The sequence below is a fragment of the Pseudomonas sp. TNT3 genome (assembly GCF_010095445.2).
GTDB lineage: Bacteria > Pseudomonadota > Gammaproteobacteria > Pseudomonadales > Pseudomonadaceae > Aquipseudomonas.
Map to the genome: position 1 here is coordinate 143,151 of NZ_WFGV02000002.1, position 21,844 is coordinate 164,994.

The window sequence follows — 21,844 nt, forward strand, 5'->3', positions numbered from 1 at the left end:
ACGCCCGACCAAAAGGCCGGGCGTTTCTCTTGGGCAAACTTACTTATCGTCAACTTTGCCCGGAACATTAGCGGTTTCAGCACTTGTGCCTTCAACTTCTTCCTTCATGCGCTTCAGGCCCAGGTGCCGCACGTCGGTCCCGCGAACCAGGTAAATCACCAGCTCGGAAATGTTGCGCGCGTGATCGCCAATCCGCTCCAGCGAACGCAGTACCCAGATAATGCTCAAGACGCGCGAGATAGAGCGCGGGTCTTCCATCATGTAGGTCGCCAGTTCACGCAGCGCGGTCTTGTATTCGCGGTCGATGATCTTGTCGTACTGGGCCACCGACAACGCCAGATCGGCGTCGAAACGGGCAAAAGCGTCCAGGGCATCGCGAACCATGTTGCGCACCTGGTCGCCGATATGACGCACTTCGACGTATCCGCGTGGCGCTTCGCCTTCTTCGCACAGCTGAATCGCCCGACGGGCGATTTTGGTCGCCTCGTCGCCGATGCGCTCCAGGTCGATCACCGATTTGGAGATGCTGATGATCAACCGCAAGTCGGAGGCCGCCGGCTGACGACGGGCCAGAATGCGCAGGCATTCTTCGTCGATATTGCGTTCCATCTGGTTGATCTGGTCGTCGATCTCGCGAACCTGCTGGGCCAGGCCGGAGTCGGCCTCGATCAGCGCGGTGACCGCGTCGTTGACCTGCTTTTCCACCAGGCCGCCCATGGCCAGAAGGTGGCTGCGCACTTCCTCGAGTTCGGCGTTGAACTGGGCGGAAATGTGATGGGTAAGGCCTTCTTTACTAATCATGTTGGCGTCCTTGGAGCGTCCGGTAAGGTGCGGTGGACCGCAGCGTCAGTTAAGTGAGCAAACCACCATCTGCTAGCCGTAACGACCGGTGATGTAATCTTCGGTCTGCTTCTTCGCCGGATTGGTGAACAACGTATCGGTGTCGCCGAATTCCACCAGTTTGCCCATGTACATGAACGCCGTGTAATCGGAAACCCGCGCGGCTTGCTGCATGTTGTGGGTCACGATGACGATGGTGAATTTCGATTTCAGTTCGTAGATGAGCTCTTCAACTTTCAGTGTGGAGATCGGGTCGAGTGCCGAGCACGGCTCATCGAGCAGCAACACTTCCGGCTCTACGGCGATGGTACGGGCGATCACCAGACGTTGCTGCTGGCCACCAGACAGGCCGAGTGCCGACTCGTGCAGGCGGTCTTTGACCTCGTCCCACAGCGCCGCGCCTTTCAAGGCCCACTCAACGGCTTCGTCGAGTACACGTTTTTTGTTGATGCCCTGGATGCGCAGGCCGTAAACCACGTTTTCGTAGATGGTTTTCGGGAAAGGGTTAGGCTTCTGGAACACCATCCCGACACGACGACGCAGCTCGGCCACGTCTTCGCCCTTGCGGTAGATGTTGTTGCCATAGAGGTTGATCGCGCCTTCCACTCGGCAGCCATCGACCAGGTCGTTCATGCGGTTGAACGTGCGCAGCAGCGTGGACTTGCCGCAGCCGGACGGGCCGATGAACGCGGTCACGCGCTGCTTCGGAATGTTCATGCTGACGTCGAACAGCGCTTGTTTGTCGCCGTAAAAAAGGCTCAGGCCCGGGACTTCGATGGCCACAGTTTCCTGCTCGAGGCTGAGGCTCTGCTTGTCGCGGCCCAGGGCAGACATGTTGATGCCGTGGGTATGTGTTTCGTGCTGCATGGGAGGCTCCCTGTGCTAACAAATTCGGTTCGTTGATCCGCCGACGGAGCCAGCGGGTTACTCAAATTCTTTGCCTGTCGCGGTCACTGTGGGAGCTGGCTTGCCAGCGATGCAGGCGACTCGGTACGCCATCAACACCGCGGTGATGCCATCGCTGGCAAGCCCGCTCCCACAGGACTTGTATTAGCTGTCGAGCGCTTTGTACTTCTCGCGCAGGTGGTTACGGATGTAAACGGCCGACAGGTTCAATGTGGCGATCACCAGCACCAACAGCAGCGCCGTGGCGTACACCAGCGGTCGCGCCGCTTCAACGTTCGGGCTCTGGAAGCCGACGTCATAAATATGGAAGCCCAGGTGCATGATCTTCTGGTCAAGGTGAAGGTATGGGTAGTTGCCGTCCAGTGGCAGCGACGGTGCCAGTTTCACCACACCGACCAGCATCAGCGGCGCCACTTCACCGGCGGCGCGAGCTACGGCCAGGATCATGCCGGTCATCATCGCCGGGCTGGCCATCGGCAGCACGATCTTCCACAAGGTTTCGGCCTTGGTCGCGCCGAGAGCCAGCGAGCCCTCGCGCACGGTCCGCGGGATCCGCGCCAGACCTTCTTCCGTGGCCACGATCACCACCGGCACCGCGAGCAGCGCCAGGGTCAGGGAAGCCCACAACAGGCCCGGCGTACCAAAGGTCGGCGCAGGCAACGCTTCGGGGAAGAACAACCGGTCAACCGAACCGCCCAGTACGTAGACGAAGAAACCCAGACCGAACACGCCGTAAACAATTGCAGGCACACCGGCCAGGTTGTTCACCGCGATGCGGATAATCCGGGTCAAGGCGTTCTGTTTTGCATACTCACGCAGGTAAACCGCCGCCAGCACACCGAATGGCGTCACGATCATCGCCATGATCAGGGTCATCATCACGGTGCCGAAAATGGCCGGGAAGATCCCGCCTTCGGTGTTCGCCTCACGCGGGTCGTCGCTCAGGAACTCCCAGACCTTGCTGAAGTAGAAACCAATCTTGGTGAAGGTCCCCATGGCGTTCGGCTGGTAGGCATGCACCACTTTGCCAATGCCTATTTCGATCTCTTTACCGTTGGCGTCGCGGGCCGTCAGGCTGTCGCGATTGAATTGGGCATGCAGATCGGCCAGACGCGCTTCAATGTCCTGATAACGGGCGTTCAGTTCTGCGCGCTCGCCATCCATATCAGCTTGCGCTGTGGCATCAAGGGTGCCCGCCAGCTCGAGTTTGCGACCATGCAGACGGATGCGTTCCAACCCGGCGTTGATGGCGCCAATGTCGGATTTTTCCAGGGTCTTGAGCTCGGCAGCCAGCTTGTTGACGCGCTCCACACGCGCCTGCAATTCCGGCCACGCCGCTTCGCCTTCGGCGATGACCTTGCCATCCTGTTTAACGTTGACCAGATAGCCGTAGAAGTTGCCCCACTCGCGACGCTCGATCGCCATCAACTCCGGTGGGGTCTTCTGGTTGGTCAGCCACTCACCCACAATCCAGGTGAAGTCGCTGCCGTTCAGGTCACGGTTGCCGACCTTGATCAGCTCACGGGTCATGAACTCCGGGCCCTGATCGGGCACCGGCAGGCCAGCGCTTTTGAGGCGCTCGCGAGGGACTTCTTCTTTCTGCACCACTTCGCCAATGACCAGGTGATTAGCCTGGCCCGGCACGTCGTAGCTGGCGTGGATCAGGTCCGCCGGCCAGAAATGGCCCAGACCACGCACGGCAATCACTGCCAGCAAGCCAATGGTCATGATGACGGCGATGGACACCGCGCCACCGCTGATCCAGACGCCTGGGGCGCCGCTCTTGAACCATCCGTTCAGGGAGTTCTGTTTCACAGACTTCTACCTTTCTTAAAGCGACGAGTATTTCTTGCGCAGACGCTGACGAATCAGTTCCGCGAGGGTGTTCATGACGAAGGTGAACAGCAGCAGCACCAATGCCGAGAGGAACAGCACGCGGTAGTGGCTGCCGCCGACTTCCGATTCGGGCATTTCCACCGCGACGTTGGCAGCCAGGGTGCGCAGACCTTCGAACAGGTTCATTTCCATGACCGGGGTGTTACCGGTGGCCATCAGCACGATCATCGTTTCACCGACCGCACGACCCATGCCGATCATCAGCGCCGAGAAAATACCCGGGCTGGCGGTGAGGATCACCACGCGAGTCATGGTCTGCCAAGGCGTGGCGCCGAGGGCCAGGGAGCCCAGGGTCAAGCCGCGTGGCACGCTGAACACGGCGTCTTCGGCAATGGAGTAGATGTTCGGGATCACCGCAAAGCCCATCGCCAGGCCTACTACCAGTGCGTTGCGCTGGTCGTAGGTGATGCCCAGGTCGTGGGAGATCCACATGCGCATGTCGCCGCCGAAGAACCAGTTTTCCATGTACGGGCTCATGTACAACGACAACCAGCCCAGAAACAGGATCACCGGGATCAGGATCGCGCTTTCCCAGCCATCCGGCACTTTCAGGCGGATCGATTCAGGTAGGCGGCTGAAGGTGAAACCGGCGACCAGAATGCCGATCGGCAACAGCATCAGCAGGCTGAAGATGCCCGGCAAATGCCCTTCCACATACGGCGCGAGGAATAGGCCGGCGAAGAAACCGAGGATCACCGTCGGCATCGCTTCCATCAGCTCGATCACCGGCTTGACCTTGCGGCGCAGGCTCGGGGCCATGAAGTAGGCAGTGTAGATGGCCGCCGCAACGGCCAGTGGCGCAGCCAGCAGCATGGCGTAGAACGCGGCTTTCAAGGTGCCGAACGTCAGTGGCGCGAGGCTCAGTTTGGGTTCGAAATCGGTGTTGGCTGCGGTCGATTGCCAGACGTATTTAGCCTCGTCGTAGTTCTCGTACCAGACTTTGCTCCACAACGCGCTCCACGACACTTCCGGGTGCGGGTTGTCGAGCAACAGCGGTTGCAGCTTGCCGCCGGCTTCCACGATCACGCGGTTGGCCCGTGGTGACAGACCGAAAATGCCTTGGCCTTCGACCACCTGATCCACCAGCAAGGTGCGGTGGGCGGTGCTGTGGAAGACGCCAAGCTTGCCGGAAGCATCGAGTGCAATAAACCCTTTGCGACGCTCTTCGGCAGTGATTTCAACAATTGGCGTGGTGCCCATCTGGAAGGTGCGAATCTGCTTCAGACGCTGCTCGCCATCCGGATCACGGGCCATGAACCACTGGGCCAGACCACCCTTGGAGTCGCCGAGGATCAGCGAGATACCGCCAACCAGTTGCGTACTGGCAGTGATTTGCGCTTCACCATCTTCAAGCAGTTTGTAGCGACCATTGAGGCTCTTGTCGCGCAGGCTGAACACGTCGGCCTGAGCGCGACCGTTGATCACGTACAGCCACTGTTGGCGCGGGTCGACGAAGATGTTTTTTACCGTCTCGGTCATCTGCGGCAGGTCGATACGCTTCTGCTCGTTGGTGACTTCGCCGGTCATCATGTTTTCTTCGCTGGTCAGCGACAGAACGTTGAGCTGAGAACCGGTGGAACCGACCAGCATCAGGGTCGAGTCCGTAGCGTTGAGGCTGACGTGCTCCAGCGCCCCGCCCGCTTCGTTGAGTGCGATCGGCGTTTCGCCATACGGGTATTCGATGGCTGGCGAGATAGTCTTCTTGCCGTCCGGGTACGACACTTTATACGTGTGGCGGAATACCAGGGCCTGGCCATTGGAAAAGCCTACCGCGACCAGGGGGGAACCCGGCTGATCTTCGCCAATGGAGGTGACCTGGCTGCCCGCTGGAACCGGCAAATCGACGCGCTTGAGCTCTGCGCCACTGTCGATATCAAAGAACAGCGCCTGCCCCTTGTCGGAAACCCGCATGGCGACCTGATTCTGTTCTTCCAGGGAGATCATCAACGGCTTGCCGGCATCTTGCATCCAGGCGGGCGTGATCGAGTCCTTGACGTCCAGGTCGGCTCCCTGGAACAGCGGGGCAACAACGTAGGCGAGAAAGAAGAAAATCAGCGTGATCGCGCCGAGAACGGCGAGGCCGCCAACGAGGACGTACCAACGCGTCAGACGGTCTTTAAGCGCGCGAATACGGCGCTTGCGCTGCAGCTCAGGCGTATTGAAATCAATTCGCTTGGGGGGATTTGTAGTCATTGTGGAATTGGCCAGATCATTCATTCGCACACCCTAGCGATCCTGTATGACAGAAAGATGACAGTGCAGTGACGCGACAAATCCGCCACCAGCAGGGAGCTGGTAGAGGATCGGAAAATTGGGGGCCGGCGTCGGCCGGCATTTGTAGGAGCTGTCGAGGGAACCGAGGCTGCGATCTTTTGATCTTGCAGTTGAAAGCCAGATCAAAAGATCGCAGCCTCGGTTCCCTCGTCAGCTCCTACACAGGTCCGGGGCGTACCCCGGGCCTAGGGTTTTACTTTTTTGCGACTTCAGCGCCGCCTTCTTGCAGACCCAGGTCAGCCAGAGCTTTAGCAGCTACTTTGGCTGGCAGTGGGATGTAACCGTCTTTCACTACCACTTCCTGGCCCTGTTTCGACAGAACCAGCTTCACGAACTCGGCTTCCAGCGGAGCCAGAGGCTTGTTCGGGGCTTTGTTGACGTAAACGTAGAGGAAGCGGGACAGCGGGTACTTGCCGTTCAGGGCGTTTTCTTCGGTGTCTTCGATGAAGTCAGTGCTGCCTTTCTTGGCCAGTGCAACAGTCTTCACGCTAGCGGTTTTGTAGCCGATGCCCGAGTAACCGATGCCGTTCAGCGAGGAGCTGATCGACTGCACGACCGAAGCCGAGCCAGGCTGTTCGTTGACGTTTGGCTTGAAGTCGCCTTTGCACAAGGCTTCTTCCTTGAAGTAGCCGTACGTGCCCGATACCGAGTTACGACCGAACAGTTGAACCGGCTTGTTGGCCAGGTCGCCCGTCACACCCAGATCGCCCCAGGTTTTCACGTCGGCTTTGGCGCCGCACAGACGAGTCGAGGAGAAAATCGCGTCGACCTGCTCCATGGTCATGTGCTGGATCGGGTTGTCCTTGTGCACGAACACCGCCAAGGCGTCCACAGCAACTGGAATGGCAGTTGGCTTGTAGCCGTATTTGGTTTCGAAGGCCTGCAGCTCGTTGTCCTTCATCTTGCGGCTCATCGGGCCCAGGTTAGCGGTGCCTTCGGTCAGCGCAGGTGGCGCGGTAGACGAGCCAGCGGCCTGAATCTGGATGTTTACGTTCGGGTATTCTTTTTTGTAGTTCTCAGCCCAGAGGGTCATGAGGTTGGCCAGGGTATCGGAGCCGACGCTGGACAGGTTGCCCGACACACCAGTGGTCTTGGTGTAGCTCGGGATAGCAGGGTCAACAGCGGCAACCGCGTTGGCAGTCGCAACGCCAGCAGCGACAAAAGTCATTGCCGCCATCAAACGCTTCAGTTTCATGCCTTACTCCTAGCAGATAGGGTGTGTTAAGTCGGGGCCAAGTATCGGCAGGTCGTATGAACACTCTATGGCTGAAATATGACAATTGGATGAAAGGCCATCATTCGATGGTTTTATCGGAATTCATGCGCCTTGATCGCCAGCAGGCAGGCTCCCGCATTGGAATACGTTTCAATGTGGGAGCCAGCCTGCTGGCGATAGGGCCGGTACAGCTACAGACAGTTTCGGGGCTCAGCGCCCCTTCTTCCAAAGATACCCACCGACCAAAATCCCGACGCCACAAATAATCGCGACGTAATAGGCGGGCCCCATCGGGCTTTCCTTGAGCAGCAACGTCACCACCATCGGCGTCAAACCACCGAAAATGGCGTAGGCCAGGTTGTAGGAGAACGACAGTCCGCTGAAGCGCACCACCGCCGGAAAGGCTTTGACCATCACGTAAGGCACTGCGCCGATGGTGCCCACCAGCAGACCGGTCAAGGCATACATCGGGAACAGCCAGTCAGGGTGATTGAACAGGCTGTGATAGAAGGTCCACGAGCTGATCAGTAGCGCAGCGCTGCCAAACACAAACACCCGTCCCGCGCCAAAGCGGTCAGCCAGCGCACCTGAAGCGACACAACCCAGGCTCAGGAACACAATGGCCAGACTGTTGGCCTGCAACGCGGTCGTTGGCGCGAAGTGGTAGACGGTCTGCAGCACTGTAGGGGTCATCAGGATGACCACGATGATGCCGGCAGACAGCAACCAGGTCAGCAGCATGGAGATCAGGATCGCCCCGCGATGGTCACGCAATACAGCCTTGAGTGGCACTTCTTCGGCCAGGGCTTTGCGCAATTGAAGCTCGGCGAACACCGGGGTCTCGTGCAACCAACGGCGCAGGTAAACCGAGAAAAGGCCGAACACACCGCCCAGCAGGAACGGGATCCGCCAGGCGTAGTCGGCGACTTCCACCGGGGTATAGATGCTGTTGATGGCCGTGGCGACCAACGAGCCCAGCAGGATACCCGCCGTCAGCCCACTGGTCAGCGTGCCGCAGGCATAGCCGATATGTCGTTGCGGTACGTGTTCGGAAACGAAGACCCATGCGCCCGGCACTTCACCGCCAATCGCAGCGCCTTGAATAACCCGCATCAGCAACAACAGGATCGGCGCCCACATGCCGATCTGTGCGTAAGTCGGCAACAAGCCCATGATCAGGGTCGGTACGGCCATCATGAAGATACTGAGGGTGAACATCTTCTTGCGACCCAGCAGGTCGCCGAAGTGCGCCATCACAATGCCGCCCAACGGACGCGCCAGGTAGCCTGCAGCAAAGATGCCGAAGGTTTGCATCAGACGCAGCCACTCGGGCATGTCCGGGGGGAAAAACAGCTTGCCCACCACCGTGGCGAAGAACACGAAAATGATGAAGTCGTAGAACTCCAGCGCACCGCCCAGAGCGGACAGCGATAACGTCTTGTAGTCGTTGCGGGTCAGCGGACGTGCGGATTGTGTGGGCTGCGCGATATTCGAAGGCGCTGTGGTCATGGCAAGGGCTTCTCTTATAGTCGGATCTGCAACCCCAACAACGCTGGCGAGGGCTTGGGCAGGTTCGGCACGATAACAAATTGTTCGAAAAAGCACATAGATGTGCATATTTGACGGTCAAAATGAGAACCGGACGGTCGTCTCGGAGTCTACCGACCGATATACTCGCAATCTTGCAATGGCTGGAAAGGGTTGCTGTGCGAAAACGCCTGCCGGGGTTCATAGGCGATTTCGCAGAGTTTCCCTTTAGGCGCCTTACGAAAAACGTGACGAACGTAGTATGTTCGGGGCTGAATCGTTTTTTCTGAGACGGCTATTCACCTGAAGTACCAATGAAGAGTCACGGGTCAGAGGCACCCCCGGCATGATAGAGCTCGAACAAGAAGATCCAATCCCGCAAGGCGACCTGGCCTTGCAAATCACCGCACTCCCACGCGAAACCAACGGCTTTGGCGATATTTTCGGCGGCTGGCTGGTGGCGCAGATGGATTTGGCTGGCACCGCAATGGCCAGCAAGGTTGCCGGTGGCCGCGTGGCGACTGTTGCAATCGACCGCATGGCGTTTCTGGTGCCGGTGGCCGTGGGCGCTCAGCTCTCCTTCTATACCCAGGCCCTGGAAATTGGCCGCAGCTCGATTCAGATGATGGTCGAAGTCTGGAGCGACGACCCGCTGTCCAGCGAGTGGCGTAAAGTGACCGAAGCGGTGTTTGTGTTTGTCGCGATCGATGGCAGCGGACGCACGCGTTCGGTTCCGCCAAGAGCCCGCTGACCAATAGCCCCGTTAAACCCGGCGGCTGTTTCGCGGTCCATTGCAGTCATTGTTCCTGATCGAGAGTTGCCCCATGAGCACGCCCAACGTAGAAGCCATGAAACTGGATGAACTGAACTGCTGGCGCATCCGCCACGGTCAGGCGGAATTGCTGGTCGCCCAGCAAGGTGCGCACATCCTCAGTTATCAGGTGGCCGGCCAACCGCCGGTGATCTGGCTCAACGACGAGGCGGTGTTCAAGACCGGCAAGAGCATCCGCGCCGGTGTTCCCGTGTGCTGGCCGTGGTTTGGCAATTTTGCGCGCAATCCTCAGAGCGTTCAGGCGATGCGCGTCAGCAACGAAGAACCCACGGCTCATGGGCTGGTGCGGGCAATGGACTGGGAGTTGGCCGGCATCGAAACCGAGGGCGAAAGCCTGAAGGTCGAATTCCTCCTGCCCTACCCCGAAGGCGGATTGCCAGGCTGGCCGCATCAAGTGGATCTGAAACTGAGCATTCGTCTGGATGATCAGCTGTACATCAACCTGACCAGCCAGAACCAGGGAACCGAAACGGTCACCATCAGCCAGGCGCTGCATAGCTATTTCGCGGTGAGCGACGTACGCAATGTGCACGTCGAAGGGTTGGATGGGTTGAGCTATATCGAGACCCTGGACGACTGGAAAACCGTGACCCAATCCGGTGACCTGCGCTTCAGCGGCGAGACCGATCGTATCTACCTCGACACCCCGGCGCAGCTGAGCATCGTCGACCCGGCTTGGGAACGGCGCATTGAATTGACCAGCGTCGGCTCACGCACTGCCGTGATCTGGAATCCTTGGATCGAGCGCGCTGCGGCGTTCAGCGACATGGCTGACGATGGCTGGCAGCGCATGCTGTGCATTGAAACGGCGAATGTGATGGGTGATGTGGTGGCTTTGGCGCCAGGGGCCAGTCATACACTTGGTGTGAGCATCGGCAGCAAGCCGCTTTAAGATCAAAAGATCGCAGCCTCGTTTCACTCGACAGCTCCTACTGATATCGGCGTAGGAGCTGTCGAGTGAAACGAGGCTGCGATCTTTTAAGCAAACCTGAATTACAAATCCGATTCCTGCACCACCCGCACCTTCGCCGCATCCAGCGCATACGCCGCGTCGGCCAGGTCGTTGTTGACCTTCTCCACCTTCAATGTTCCGGTCACCCACAGCGGCGTGTAGATATCGTCCAGCTTCAAGCCCTTCGGATACCTCACCAGCACCAACTGATTAGGCGGTGGCGGCGGCACGTGAATGCAGGCGCCAGGGTATGGCACGAGGAAGAACAGCGTGCTGCGCCCCTTCGCGTCGCTTTCCAAAGGTACCGGGTAACCGCCAATACGGATGTTCTTGTCGTTCATCGACGGCACGGTTTTGGTGGAATACATCACCGCCGGCAACCCTTTGCTCTGCTTCATGCCACCCTTTTGAGTAAAGGTGCCATCGCCTTCGGGGGAGTTGTGATCGATATCGGGCATGGACTCGAGGGCTTTCTGGTCTGACTTGGGCATCAGTTCGAGCCAGTCGGTTTCCGGCAGTTCGCTGCCGTGGGCAAGGCCCGTGCCCAGCAAAAGAAAGGTCAACAGAAGACGGCGCATGAACGTGCTCGGTAAAGGAGGGGATAAATGAATCGCCGAGCATTCTAGCCCTCCCGGCTTGCGCAGCCGAGAGGGCTTTGTCGCCTGGATCAGTTCTTTTTGATCAGGCCGTAGATCACCAGCAACACCACGGCGCCCACGAGCGCACCAATGAAGCCTGCGCCTTCGCCAGCGTGGTAGATACCCAAAGCCTGGCCGCCATAAGTGGCCGCCAACGAACCGCCAATACCGAGCAGGATGGTCATAATCCAGCCCATGCTGTCGTCACCTGGTTTCAGAAACCGGGCCAGCAGGCCGACGATCAAGCCGATAAAGATGGTTCCAATAATTCCCATGACATTTCCCTCTGAGTAAGTGACTAAAGCCTAGTCAGACTTTTGCATACTGCCATGAGAGAACGGCGGTCCTTGAATGGTTCCGCCGCCGTCAGATGAAACTATTCAGCAATGAGCGCCTGGACCTTGATGATCTGCTGCTCCAGCGTGGCTTTGTCGGCGCAGCGCAGGTTGGCGTGACCGACCTTGCGACCCAGCTTGAACGCCTTGCCATAGTGGTGCAGATGGCAATCGGCAATCGCGATCACTTTCTCTACCGGTGGAACGACGCCGATGAAGTTGAGCATTGCGCTCTCGCCGACCTTGGCCGTCGAACCCAGCGGCAGACCGGCAACGGCCCGCAAGTGGTTTTCAAACTGGCTGCACTCGGCGCCTTCGGTGGTCCAGTGTCCGGAGTTGTGGACCCGCGGGGCGATTTCGTTGGCCTTGAGGCCACCGTCGACTTCAAAGAATTCGAATGCCATCACGCCAACGTAGTCCAGCTGCTTGAGCACGCGGCTGGAGTAGTCTTCAGCCAAGGCTTGCAACGGGTGGTCGGTGCTGGCCACGGACAGCTTCAGGATGCCGCTGTCGTGGGTGTTGTGAACCAGTGGATAGAACTTCGTTTCACCATCGCGAGCACGCACGGCGATCAGAGAGACTTCACCAGTGAACGGTACAAATCCTTCCAGCAGACAGGCAACGCTGCCCAGCTCGGCAAACGTACCGACCACATCTTCAGGTGTGCGCAGGACTTTCTGACCCTTGCCGTCGTAACCCAAGGTGCGGGTTTTCAACACGGCCGGCAGACCGATCGAAGCCACGGCGGCGTCCAGATCGGCTTGCGACTGAATGTCAGCGAACGCCGGGGTCGGTATCCCCAGGTCCTTGAACATGCTCTTCTCGAACCAGCGATCGCGGGCAATGCGCAGGGCTTCGGCGCTCGGGTAAACCGGAACGAATTGCGACAGGAATGCCACGGTTTCGGCCGGCACACTTTCGAACTCGAAAGTCACCAAATCGACTTCATCGGCCAGCTGACGCAGGTGGTCCTGATCGCCGTAATCGGCCCGCAGGTGTTCGCCCAACGCGGCGGCACAAGCATCCGGCGCCGGATCAAGGAAAGCGAAGTTCATGCCCAGCGGAGTGCCCGCCAGCGCCAACATGCGACCCAACTGGCCGCCACCGATTACACCGATTTTCATCGTCAACAACCTCAGGCGATGCGTGGGTCTGGATTTTCCAGGACGCTGTCTGTCTGCTCAGCACGGAATGTTTTCAACACCGCATGGAATTGCGGATGCTTGGCGCCCAGGATACTCGCCGACAGCAATGCGGCGTTGATCGCGCCAGCCTTGCCGATGGCCAGGGTGGCAACCGGAATGCCCGCGGGCATCTGCACAATAGAGAGCAGGGAATCGACGCCCGACAGCATCGACGACTGCACCGGCACGCCGAGCACCGGCAGGTGGGTTTTGGCCGCACACATGCCCGGCAAGTGGGCCGCGCCGCCGGCACCGGCGATAATCACCTCGATGCCACGCGCCTCGGCCTCTTCGGCATACTGGAACAGCAGATCCGGGGTGCGGTGGGCAGAGACCACTTTCACCTCGTAAGGAATGCCGAGCTTTTCCAGCATATCGGCGGTGTGGCTAAGGGTGGACCAATCGGACTTGGAGCCCATGATCACGCCAACCAGTGCACTCATCGTCGTGCCTCTTCTCTCTGGGCGCCCGCAGGCGCGTCAAAAACAACGAGCCACGCATAATATGCGTGGCTCAATTGTACGAAAAATGGCCAGTCAAGCCGGCCGAAGGCCGCGCAGTATACCTCAATGGAGCAGATAAACAGCCCCTGTTACGACCATCTGTCATACGGCGCAAAGTGCCAGTTTTACTGACTTTAAGGTCAGCCAAAAAGATCAAAAGATCGCAGCCTTCGGCAGCTCCTGCAGAGATGGGCGCAGGAGCTGCCGAAGGCTGCGATCCTGGCGCCCGGTGAACACAACGCAGCTATGTGCCTTGCGCCGCGCCCCCTTCAAGCTTGCGCCACAGCAACCGCACATTCGCCTTGCGCACCAGTGCACAGCGGTACAAACGAATTTCCAGCGGCACATGCCATTGCGCACCGCCGCAGACCACCAGCTCACCGCGCGCCAGTTCGGCGCGCACGCTGAGTTGCGGAACCCATGCAATGCCCAAGCCTTCCAGCGCCATGCTTTTCAGACTGTCCGCCATGGCCGTTTCATAAATGGTGGTGAAACGCAGCGCGCGCTGGCGCAGCAGCATGTTCACCGAACGACCCAAAAATGCACCGGCGCTGTAAGCCAGCAACGGCACACTCGCCTCGCCTTCGAGATCGAACAGCGGCTTACCGTCGGCATCCGCCGCGCATACCGGCAGCATTTCGGTATGCCCAAGGTGCAGCGACGGGAAAATCTCAGGATCCATTTGCAGCGCTGCATCCGGATCGTAAAACGCCAACATCAAGTCGCAGCCGCCTTCGCGCAGCGCGTGCACCGCGTCGCCAACGTTGGTTGCTACCAGCCGTGTGGCGATGTTCAGGCCTTCGTTTCGCAACTGAGCAATCCAGCGCGGAAAGAAGCCCAGCGCCAGCGAGTGAGCAGCTGCCACTTGCATCACTTCGCCCTGCCCACCCTCCAGATGATGCAGGTGACGCAACACTTCACCGAGTTGTTCGACCACGGTCCGCGCCGTCACCAGAAACAGCTGCCCCGCCGCGGTCAGTTCGATAGGGGTGCGCGAACGGTTGACCAGTTGCAGACCGAGCGCCGTCTCGAGGCTGCGAATGCGGCGACTGAACGCCGGCTGCGTCACAAAGCGTCGCTCCGCAGCCTGGGAGAAGCTGCGCGTCGCGGCCAGGGCGCTGAAGTCCTCAAGCCATTTACTTTCCAGATTCATCACGCCCTCCCGGACACGCACCAAATTAGGTCACACGCTCGCCGCAATCACGGCGTCACACGGGCATTATGCCGAATTTGCATAGGGCAGTGTTTAAAGGCATTGGCCGAAAATTCTCTACAAGCCTAGCATTTGCGGTGTTCCGGCACAGACCGGGTCCATATCGAGATGATTTCTATCATGTCCTCCGCTGCATCTTTCCGCACAGAAAAAGACCTGCTTGGCGTACTCGAAGTACCGGCTCAAGCGTATTACGGCATCCAGACCCTGCGAGCGGTGAACAACTTCCGTCTCTCCGGCGTTCCGATTTCGCACTACCCGAAACTGGTTGTCGGTCTGGCAATGGTCAAACAGGCCGCCGCTGACGCCAACCGTGAGCTGGGTCACCTGAGCGACGCCAAGCACGCAGCCATCAGCGAAGCCTGTGCACGACTGATCCGCGGCGATTTCCACGAAGAGTTCGTGGTGGACATGATTCAAGGCGGCGCTGGCACTTCGACCAACATGAATGCCAACGAAGTCATCGCCAACATCGCGCTGGAGGCCATGGGTCACCAGAAGGGCGAATACCAGTACCTGCACCCGAATAACGACGTGAACATGGCGCAGTCGACCAACGACGCCTATCCGACCGCGATCCGTCTGGGTCTGCTGTTGGGTCACGACGCCCTGCTCGCCAGCCTCGACAGCCTGATCCAGGCGTTCGCTGCCAAAGGTGAAGAATTCAGCCACGTATTGAAGATGGGCCGTACCCAACTGCAAGACGCTGTGCCGATGACCCTGGGCCAGGAATTCCGCGCGTTCGCCACCACCCTGGGTGAAGACCTCGCACGTCTGAAAACACTGGCACCAGAGCTTCTGACCGAAGTGAACCTGGGCGGCACTGCCATCGGTACGGGCATCAACGCCGACCCGCGTTACCAGCACCTGGCCGTTCAGCGCCTGGCACTGATCAGCGGTCAACCGCTGGTTCCAGCGGCCGACCTGATCGAAGCCACGTCGGACATGGGCGCCTTCGTACTGTTCTCCGGCATGCTCAAGCGTACTGCGGTCAAACTGTCGAAGATCTGCAATGACCTGCGCCTGCTGTCCAGCGGTCCACGCACCGGCATCAACGAAATCAACCTGCCAGCGCGTCAGCCAGGCAGCTCGATCATGCCAGGCAAGGTCAACCCGGTTATTCCGGAAGCCGTGAACCAGGTAGCGTTCCAGATCATCGGTAACGATTTGGCGCTGACCATCGCAGCCGAAGGCGGCCAGTTGCAACTGAACGTGATGGAGCCGCTGATCGCGTTCAAGATCTTCGACTCGATCCGCCTGCTGCAACGCGCCATGGACATGCTGCGCGAGCACTGCATCGTCGGCATCACCGCCAACGAAGCGCGCTGCCGCGAACTGGTCGAGCACTCGATCGGCCTGGTGACGGCGCTGAACCCGTACATCGGCTATGAAAACGCCACCCGTATCGCGCGCATCGCTCTCGAAAGCGGCCGCGGCGTGCTGGAACTGGTGCGCGAAGAAGGCTTGCTCGACGACGAAATGCTCGCCGACATCCTGCGTCCGGAAAACATGATTGCTCCGCGTCTGGTGCCTTTGAAGGCCTGACCAACGCTTTAGTTACTGCTCACCAGGTCGAGGGACTAGACACCTCTCACCTTTTGAGGGCTTGGGGATTTATTCCCCAGGCCCTTTTTTTTATCGAATTCTGTAGAAGCAATACCCCGTTTTATCGCTTGCACCACAACCGTGCAGACGGGCGCCGCACTCATCGGTATAGTGCCGCCCCTCTTCGCGTGAGCGGTCGTCGGTAACGAGGCCATCACCCATGCGAACCCCGAACTAATAACAAACCCGCAATTTGGAACCGGGACGAAACCTTCGCCTCGCCTGTTTTGCCGCGCGCAATCCGGTGTAACGCGATGTTTCCGCTCCGCCCAGCATGTTGCTCCACATAAAAAACAGCGAGGAATACTCCATGCTCGAAGTCATTAACGACTTCCTCTCAGGGAAAGTACTGATCGTGCTCATTGTCGGGCTCGGTAGCTACTTCACGATCCGCTCGCGTTTCGTACAATTGCGTCACTTTTTCCACATGTTCGCGGTGTTCCGCGACAGCCTCAAAAGCAGCGCCGGCCAACTCAGCTCCTTTCAGGCCCTGATGCTCAGCCTGGCGGGTCGCGTCGGTGCAGGCAACATCGCCGGTGTCGGCATCGCCGTTACCCTGGGCGGCCCGGGCGCGGTGTTCTGGATGTGGGTGACCGCGCTGGTCGGCATGTCCAGCAGCTTCTTCGAATGCTCCCTCGGCCAGCTCTACAAGCGCTGCGACGCCGACGGCACCTACCGTGGCGGCCCGTCTTACTACATCCAGCACGGCCTGCAAAAACGCTGGCTGGGCATGATCATGGCGTTCCTGCTGCTGATCACCTTCGGCTTCGCGTTCAACGGCCTGCAATCCCACGCCGTCACTCACTCGCTGAACAACGCCTTCGGCCTCGACACCACTTACACCGGCATCGGTCTGGCCGTGCTGTTGGGCCTGGTGTTCATCGGCGGCATCAAGCGCATCGCCAAGGTCGCGGACCTGTTGGTACCGGTGAAAACCCTGGTGTACATCGGCGTGACCATTTACGTGATCGTGCTGCAATTCGATCAGGTGCCAGGCATGTTGATGACCATCGTCAAAAGCGCTTTCGGTCTCGATCAAGCCTTCGGCGGCCTGATCGGCAGCGCGATTGTGATGGGCGTGAAGCGCGGCGTGTTCGCCAACGAGGCCGGTCTGGGCAGTGCGCCTAACGTGGCTGCCGTGGCGTCCGTCGAGCACCCGGTGGCGCAAGGCGTGGTTCAGGCGTTCAGCGTGTTCCTCGATACCTTCGTGATCTGCACCTGCACCGCGTTGCTGATCCTGCTCTCGGGCTTCTATACCCCTGGCTTCGAAGGCGACGGCATTGCCCTGACCCAGAACTCCCTGGCCGCCGTGGTCGGTGACTGGGGCCGCATGTTCATCTCGGTCGCCTTGGCGTTGTTCGTGTTCACCTCGATCCTCTACAACTACTACCTGGGCGAGAGCAACCTGCGCTTTTTGATCGGCGAAAACCGCAAGGCGCTGATCGGCTACCGCGCATTGGTACTGGTGCTGATTTTCTGGGGCGCTATCGAGAACCTCGGCACCGTGTTCGCGTTCGCCGACATCACCATGACCATGCTCGCCTTCGTCAACCTGATCGCGCTGTTCCTGCTGTTCAAGGTCGGTATGCGCATCCTGCGTGATTACGATGACCAGCGTGCTGCCGGCATCAAGACGCCGGTATTTGATTCGAGCAAGTTCCCGGACCTGGACCTGGACCTGAAAGCCTGGCCAGCGAATCCGCCAGCAGCCGCTGTGAAGGCAGAAGCTGAGCCGCAAGGCGTACCCGCAGCGCAACGCTGATCGGTTAAAGTTCTCAAAACCGTGTGGGAGTGAGGTTGTGTGGCTCACTTCTACAGGGAAGTCATCGTTCTCGGAGAGTCCCCATGAATTCCTCGACCTACCCCGCCGCCCAGCACGTCATGGTGCTCTACACCGGTGGCACCATCGGCATGCAAGCAAGTGCACACGGTCTGGCACCGGCGTCCGGTTTCGACGCGCGGATGCGCGAGTACCTGCACAGCCAGCCTGAATTAGTGGTGCCGCAGTGGCGCTTTCGCGAGATGTCACCGCTGATCGACAGCGCGAACATGTCACCGGCTTACTGGCAGCAATTGCGCGAAGCGGTCGTCGACGCTGTTGACGTGCAAGGCTGCGACAGCGTGCTGATCCTTCACGGCACGGACACCCTCGCCTACAGCGCCGCGGCCATGAGTTTTCAATTGCTCGGCCTACACGCTCGCGTCGTTTTCACTGGTTCCATGCTGCCCGCTGGCGTGACGGACAGCGATGCCTGGGAAAACCTCAGCGGCGCGCTGGTGGCCCTTGGGAAAGGTTTGGCACCGGGCGTACACCTGTACTTCCACGGCGAACTGCTGGACCCGACCCGTTGCGCGAAAGTACGCAGTTTTGGGCGCCATCCGTTCAAGTTGCTGGCGCGTCAGGGTGGCGGAACGAAAGCGACCACCCTGCCGCCGCAGCTCAACTACAACCAGCCTAAACAACTGGCCAACGTTGCCGTGCTGCCGTTATTTCCCGGGATTGGCGCCGAGCAGCTGGATGGCTTGCTGAACAGCGGTATCCAGGGCCTGGTGCTGGAGTGCTATGGCAGCGGTACCGGGCCAAGCGACAATCCGGCATTTCTCGCCGCGCTTTCGCGAGCGCGAGACAACGGTGTGGTGGTTGTCGCGGTAACGCAGTGCCATGAAGGCGGCGTTGAGCTGGATCTCTACGAGGCTGGCAGCCGGTTGCGTGGTGTCGGCGTGTTGTCAGGTGGCGGCATGACCCGCGAAGCGGCGTTCGGCAAGATGCATGCACTGATGGGGGCGGGGCTCGAAACCGCTGAAGTGCGGCAATTGATTGAACTGGATCTGTGAGGTGATCTGTATAGAGTCTGAATCGTACTAATTTTAGTGGGCTAGCGCTGACAATGTAACTCTCTTTAAAAGAGGGTTACATTGTCAGCGCTAGAACGGATCAATACTGAAAAGTCCATCCGTCAGGTTGACGTACGGACTTTCACTTGGCATCTGAATGTTAAAGCTACCATGCGCCGAATAGCGCTCCTCGTCATAATTAAACGTTAATCTCCCAGTCGCCGACGTATAGGGTACGCCCTCGACAAATAATATCAGCCATGTCGATCCGTTGGGTATGATAACTTCCTTCCCATAATTTTCCGTTGACGTTCTAATCCGGACACCGTTTTTAGAAGGAAGCTCCCCTACTCTATTAAAGACTGCCTCCATCATAGTACCGCTACCACTTATATCGTACGCCGAGTAAACAAACTCCTGATTGTCCATCGTGACTTTAAGTTGTCCTGCAAAAAGCCCTGCTTTTTTTACAATTTTTTGCGAATCCATTTTTCATCATCCCACTGAAAGTAAGAATAAATGTGCGTTGCAAGTTCACGCTAGCTCTCGTCTCTCATTGGGTCAAATAAAATACGCATAAAAACCAACACTCTAATAAGCCACAAGTGAGATCTGACCAACGGCAACCAATCACACGAACAACTGACACTTATGACAGTAGATTCATTAATTTAAATACTTCAAAATAAATAGGCGTGGAGCCACATCCTACCAACAGGCGCATTTATATAATTAAAAACTTCTCCTTATTGGGTGCTCTTATTAGAGATCAATAAAACGGGCGCAAATGTTGCATAGTTTCAAGCCTGACCAACGCCGGACGACCGAATGCTCCACTCCCACCTCACCACCCTCAATGCTGTTTCTCTGGTGCTCAACGCCTTCAAGGGCCAAGGCCTGTCCAGCGAAGCGCTGCTCGCGGGCAGCGGTATCAGTGCAGCGGACCTGAACCGGGCAGACACGCGCATCACCACCAACCAAGAGATGCAAGTGTGCGCCAACGCTGTGGCGCTCAAGCGCGATATCGGCCTGGAACTGGGACGTCGGATGCACGTTTCTTCCTACGGCATGCTCGGTTATGCACTGCTCACCAGTGCCACCTTCGGTGACGCGTTACGTCTGGCCATGCGTTATCCGGCGCTGTTGGGAACACTTTTCGAACTGAGCCTGGAAGAAGACGGCGAGCGTATCTGGTTCGTGGCCGCCGATTACCGAGAGAATCCGGCGCTGGCCGTGTTCAACGCCGAGTTTTGCCTGGTGTCGCTGAAAGTCATCTGCGACGACCTGCTCGGGCATTCGCTGCCTCTGCTGGCAACTCGCTTCGAGCACGCCGCACCGGACTATCAAGCGACCTACGCCGAGCACTTCAACTGCCCGCTGCACTTCGAGGCCCGGGACAACGCCTTCGCGTTCGACAAGCGCTGGCTCGATGAACCGTTACCGCTCGCAGACGTTATTACTCACCAGGCCATGGCCGAACGCTGCCGCAAACAAAACACCGAGTTCACCGGGCGCCAGGCATGGCTGGGTCGTATTCGGCAGTTACTGCGCGCGCAGTTGAATGCGGCGCCGGGGCTTGAAGGTCTGGCGCAACAGATGAATTGTTCAGCTCGCACCTTGCGCCGGCATCTGAAGGATCTGGGGTGCAGCTATCAGGAATTGCTCGATGAATTACGCTTTGAGCAGGCCAAGTTGATGCTCTGTGAAGATCAGCTGCCGATCTACCGGATCGCCGAAGCGCTTGGATTCAGCGAGACCGCGAGCTTTCGCCATGCGTTTGTGCGCTGGAGCGGCGTGGCGCCCAGTCAGTTCCGACCTTGAAAACGCCATAAAACCTGTAGGAGCAAAGCTTTTGTGTGACGTTATCGCGGCGAATTCACCTGCGACAGAGCGCTCTGGATTGAAGCGGTGCTACTTCAAATAGGGGCGAATTTCGGTCAACTATTTTGGCCACATAAATCCCCTTTTGGCCTTTCCTGCCGTTCTCCGAAACGCCTTGCGCCGCAAAACTGTGTTCAACCGAATCAGCCTGCGGAGAACAAGAAATGCTGACGATCTACTCGGATGACCACCATCTGCACCACGGCCGTTGTGAACTGATCGACGGGCAGCTCAAACCCTGCTTCGAGATGCCCTCCCGTGCCGACCATGTCTTGCAACGGGTGCAACACCAGCAACTGGGTCCCATAGAAGCGCCGAAAGATTTCGGCCTCGACCCCATCGCGCGCATCCACAGCCGCGACTACCTCGACTTCTTCAAAGGCGCGTGGGCACGCTGGACTGAATTCAACACCGACGGCGACCTGCTGCCCTACACCTGGCCAGCGCGGACCTTGCGTGCGATCAAACCCACCAGCCTGCACGGCCAACTGGGTTATTACAGCTTCGACGGCGGTGCCCCCATTACCGCCGGCACCTGGCAAGCAGCGTACAGCGCGGCCCAGGTTGCATTGACCGCACAGGCAGAAATCCAGCGCGGCGCCCGCAGTGCATTCGCCCTGTGCCGCCCGCCGGGACACCATGCTGCCAGCGACTTGATGGGCGGTTATTGCTACCTCAATAACGCCGCCATCGCCGCCCAGGCGTTTCTCGATCAGGGCCACAAAAAAGTCGCGATCCTCGACGTCGACTACCACCACGGCAACGGCACACAATCGATTTTCTACGAGCGCAGCGACGTGCTGTTCACCTCGATCCACGGCCATCCGGAAGCCGAATTTCCGTTCTTCCTCGGCTATGAGGACGAACTCGGCGAAGGCGCGGGTGAAGGCTTCAACTTCAATTACCCTTTGCCGGCGGGCAGTGGTTGGGACAGCTGGAGTGCCGCGCTTGAGCAGGCGTGCAAAGAGATCGAAACCTACGGTGCGGACATCGTCGTCGTGTCCCTGGGCGTCGACACGTTCAAGGACGATCCCATTTCGCAGTTCAAACTCGACAGCCCGGACTATCTGGCCATGGGCGAGCGCATCGCCAAACTGGGCAAGCCGACACTGTTCGTGATGGAAGGTGGTTACGCCGTCGAAGAAATCGGCATCAATGCCGTGAACGTACTCGAAGGTTTTGAAAGCGCTCAATAAGGAATAAAAAC

The 21,844-nt window shown here is 58.7% G+C and carries 19 protein-coding genes; 7 read left to right on the plus strand and 12 right to left on the minus strand.

Annotated features, from left to right (window positions below; genetic code table 11):
* Nucleotides 1-39 precede the first annotated feature (39 nt).
* From phoU to GBC55_RS02260, 6 genes are all read right to left on the minus strand, one after another.
* Entirely contained in the window at nucleotides 40-801 is a 762-nt protein-coding gene (gene phoU, locus GBC55_RS02235) for a phosphate signaling complex protein PhoU (protein ID WP_162436614.1), read from the minus strand.
* A gap of 72 nt (nucleotides 802-873) precedes the next feature.
* Complete coding sequence (pstB, locus tag GBC55_RS02240) at nucleotides 874-1,707, minus strand: phosphate ABC transporter ATP-binding protein PstB (protein WP_060540210.1); 834 nt, start codon at nucleotides 1,705-1,707, stop codon at nucleotides 874-876.
* A 183-nt stretch (nucleotides 1,708-1,890) separates the two neighbouring features.
* Nucleotides 1,891-3,561 (minus strand): phosphate ABC transporter permease PstA, encoded by a 1,671-nt coding sequence (gene pstA / locus GBC55_RS02245; protein ID WP_162436613.1) that lies wholly within the window; start codon nucleotides 3,559-3,561, stop codon nucleotides 1,891-1,893.
* 15 nt (nucleotides 3,562-3,576) lie between these two features.
* Nucleotides 3,577-5,859: an ABC transporter permease subunit gene (locus GBC55_RS02250; protein WP_162436612.1), complete on the minus strand. Its 2,283-nt coding sequence runs from the start codon at nucleotides 5,857-5,859 to the stop codon at nucleotides 3,577-3,579.
* Between the two features lie 250 nt (nucleotides 5,860-6,109).
* Nucleotides 6,110-7,111, minus strand: coding sequence for a phosphate ABC transporter substrate-binding protein PstS (locus GBC55_RS02255; RefSeq protein ID WP_162436611.1), 1,002 nt, complete (start codon nucleotides 7,109-7,111; stop codon nucleotides 6,110-6,112).
* 231 nt (nucleotides 7,112-7,342) lie between these two features.
* Nucleotides 7,343-8,641, minus strand: a complete 1,299-nt coding sequence (locus tag GBC55_RS02260; protein WP_162436610.1) for an MFS transporter — start codon at nucleotides 8,639-8,641, stop codon at nucleotides 7,343-7,345.
* 364 nt (nucleotides 8,642-9,005) lie between these two features.
* Here GBC55_RS02260 and GBC55_RS02265 point away from each other — a divergent pair, with 364 nt between their 5' ends.
* Together GBC55_RS02265 and GBC55_RS02270 are read left to right on the plus strand one after the other, a co-directional pair.
* The gene (locus GBC55_RS02265) at nucleotides 9,006-9,410 is read left to right on the plus strand and encodes an acyl-CoA thioesterase (RefSeq protein ID WP_007896491.1); all 405 of its coding nucleotides are present in this window, start codon (nucleotides 9,006-9,008) and stop codon (nucleotides 9,408-9,410) included.
* A gap of 73 nt (nucleotides 9,411-9,483) precedes the next feature.
* The gene (locus GBC55_RS02270) at nucleotides 9,484-10,383 is read left to right on the plus strand and encodes a D-hexose-6-phosphate mutarotase (RefSeq protein WP_162436609.1); all 900 of its coding nucleotides are present in this window, start codon (nucleotides 9,484-9,486) and stop codon (nucleotides 10,381-10,383) included.
* Nucleotides 10,384-10,484: 101 nt separating this feature from the next.
* Here GBC55_RS02270 and GBC55_RS02275 read toward each other — a convergent pair whose 3' ends face one another.
* The 5 genes from GBC55_RS02275 to GBC55_RS02295 form a co-directional block, all read right to left on the minus strand.
* Nucleotides 10,485-11,021 (minus strand): DUF3299 domain-containing protein, encoded by a 537-nt coding sequence (locus tag GBC55_RS02275; protein WP_162436608.1) that lies wholly within the window; start codon nucleotides 11,019-11,021, stop codon nucleotides 10,485-10,487.
* 89 nt (nucleotides 11,022-11,110) lie between these two features.
* The gene (locus GBC55_RS02280; protein ID WP_027926291.1) at nucleotides 11,111-11,356 is read right to left on the minus strand and encodes a GlsB/YeaQ/YmgE family stress response membrane protein; all 246 of its coding nucleotides are present in this window, start codon (nucleotides 11,354-11,356) and stop codon (nucleotides 11,111-11,113) included.
* A gap of 101 nt (nucleotides 11,357-11,457) precedes the next feature.
* Nucleotides 11,458-12,540, minus strand: a complete 1,083-nt coding sequence (locus GBC55_RS02285) for a 5-(carboxyamino)imidazole ribonucleotide synthase (RefSeq protein ID WP_162436607.1) — start codon at nucleotides 12,538-12,540, stop codon at nucleotides 11,458-11,460.
* 11 nt (nucleotides 12,541-12,551) lie between these two features.
* Nucleotides 12,552-13,043, minus strand: coding sequence for a 5-(carboxyamino)imidazole ribonucleotide mutase (gene purE, locus GBC55_RS02290; protein ID WP_017341565.1), 492 nt, complete (start codon nucleotides 13,041-13,043; stop codon nucleotides 12,552-12,554).
* 304 nt (nucleotides 13,044-13,347) lie between these two features.
* The gene (locus GBC55_RS02295) at nucleotides 13,348-14,256 is read right to left on the minus strand and encodes a LysR substrate-binding domain-containing protein (RefSeq protein ID WP_162436606.1); all 909 of its coding nucleotides are present in this window, start codon (nucleotides 14,254-14,256) and stop codon (nucleotides 13,348-13,350) included.
* 180 nt (nucleotides 14,257-14,436) lie between these two features.
* Here GBC55_RS02295 and aspA point away from each other — a divergent pair, with 180 nt between their 5' ends.
* The 3 genes from aspA (at nucleotide 14,437) to GBC55_RS02310 (ending at nucleotide 18,756) form a co-directional block, all read left to right on the plus strand.
* Nucleotides 14,437-15,861, plus strand: a complete 1,425-nt coding sequence (gene aspA / locus GBC55_RS02300; RefSeq protein WP_162436605.1) for an aspartate ammonia-lyase — start codon at nucleotides 14,437-14,439, stop codon at nucleotides 15,859-15,861.
* A gap of 370 nt (nucleotides 15,862-16,231) precedes the next feature.
* Nucleotides 16,232-17,683 carry an alanine/glycine:cation symporter family protein gene (locus GBC55_RS02305; protein ID WP_162436604.1) on the plus strand — a complete coding sequence of 484 codons (1,452 nt, stop codon included), beginning with the start codon at nucleotides 16,232-16,234 and terminating at the stop codon, nucleotides 17,681-17,683.
* Between the two features lie 83 nt (nucleotides 17,684-17,766).
* Nucleotides 17,767-18,756 (plus strand): asparaginase, encoded by a 990-nt coding sequence (locus GBC55_RS02310; protein WP_162436603.1) that lies wholly within the window; start codon nucleotides 17,767-17,769, stop codon nucleotides 18,754-18,756.
* A 90-nt stretch (nucleotides 18,757-18,846) separates the two neighbouring features.
* Here GBC55_RS02310 and GBC55_RS02315 read toward each other — a convergent pair whose 3' ends face one another.
* Nucleotides 18,847-19,245: a hypothetical protein gene (locus tag GBC55_RS02315; RefSeq protein ID WP_162436602.1), complete on the minus strand. Its 399-nt coding sequence runs from the start codon at nucleotides 19,243-19,245 to the stop codon at nucleotides 18,847-18,849.
* A 339-nt stretch (nucleotides 19,246-19,584) separates the two neighbouring features.
* On the opposite strand from GBC55_RS02315, the gene GBC55_RS02320 reads away from it, so the two are divergent.
* Nucleotides 19,585-20,577 (plus strand): AraC family transcriptional regulator, encoded by a 993-nt coding sequence (locus GBC55_RS02320; RefSeq protein ID WP_162436601.1) that lies wholly within the window; start codon nucleotides 19,585-19,587, stop codon nucleotides 20,575-20,577.
* Nucleotides 20,578-20,801: 224 nt separating this feature from the next.
* Entirely contained in the window at nucleotides 20,802-21,833 is a 1,032-nt protein-coding gene (locus GBC55_RS02325) for a histone deacetylase family protein (RefSeq protein ID WP_162436600.1), read from the plus strand.
* Nucleotides 21,834-21,844 lie beyond the last annotated feature (11 nt).

Coding starts and splice junctions, on each gene's coding strand:
- phoU (WP_162436614.1), bottom strand. CDS start 801: ATGATTAGTAAAGAAGGCCTTACCCATCACATTTCCGCCCAGTTCAAC.
- pstB (WP_060540210.1), bottom strand. CDS start 1,707: ATGCAGCACGAAACACATACCCACGGCATCAACATGTCTGCCCTGGGC.
- GBC55_RS02250 (WP_162436612.1), bottom strand. CDS start 5,859: ATGAATGATCTGGCCAATTCCACAATGACTACAAATCCCCCCAAGCGA.
- GBC55_RS02255 (WP_162436611.1), bottom strand. CDS start 7,111: ATGAAACTGAAGCGTTTGATGGCGGCAATGACTTTTGTCGCTGCTGGC.
- GBC55_RS02260 (WP_162436610.1), bottom strand. CDS start 8,641: ATGACCACAGCGCCTTCGAATATCGCGCAGCCCACACAATCCGCACGT.
- GBC55_RS02265 (WP_007896491.1), top strand. CDS start 9,006: ATGATAGAGCTCGAACAAGAAGATCCAATCCCGCAAGGCGACCTGGCC.
- GBC55_RS02270 (WP_162436609.1), top strand. CDS start 9,484: ATGAGCACGCCCAACGTAGAAGCCATGAAACTGGATGAACTGAACTGC.
- GBC55_RS02275 (WP_162436608.1), bottom strand. CDS start 11,021: ATGCGCCGTCTTCTGTTGACCTTTCTTTTGCTGGGCACGGGCCTTGCC.
- GBC55_RS02280 (WP_027926291.1), bottom strand. CDS start 11,356: ATGGGAATTATTGGAACCATCTTTATCGGCTTGATCGTCGGCCTGCTG.
- GBC55_RS02285 (WP_162436607.1), bottom strand. CDS start 12,540: ATGAAAATCGGTGTAATCGGTGGCGGCCAGTTGGGTCGCATGTTGGCG.
- purE (WP_017341565.1), bottom strand. CDS start 13,043: ATGAGTGCACTGGTTGGCGTGATCATGGGCTCCAAGTCCGATTGGTCC.
- GBC55_RS02295 (WP_162436606.1), bottom strand. CDS start 14,256: ATGAATCTGGAAAGTAAATGGCTTGAGGACTTCAGCGCCCTGGCCGCG.
- aspA (WP_162436605.1), top strand. CDS start 14,437: ATGTCCTCCGCTGCATCTTTCCGCACAGAAAAAGACCTGCTTGGCGTA.
- GBC55_RS02305 (WP_162436604.1), top strand. CDS start 16,232: ATGCTCGAAGTCATTAACGACTTCCTCTCAGGGAAAGTACTGATCGTG.
- GBC55_RS02310 (WP_162436603.1), top strand. CDS start 17,767: ATGAATTCCTCGACCTACCCCGCCGCCCAGCACGTCATGGTGCTCTAC.
- GBC55_RS02315 (WP_162436602.1), bottom strand. CDS start 19,245: ATGGATTCGCAAAAAATTGTAAAAAAAGCAGGGCTTTTTGCAGGACAA.
- GBC55_RS02320 (WP_162436601.1), top strand. CDS start 19,585: ATGCTCCACTCCCACCTCACCACCCTCAATGCTGTTTCTCTGGTGCTC.
- GBC55_RS02325 (WP_162436600.1), top strand. CDS start 20,802: ATGCTGACGATCTACTCGGATGACCACCATCTGCACCACGGCCGTTGT.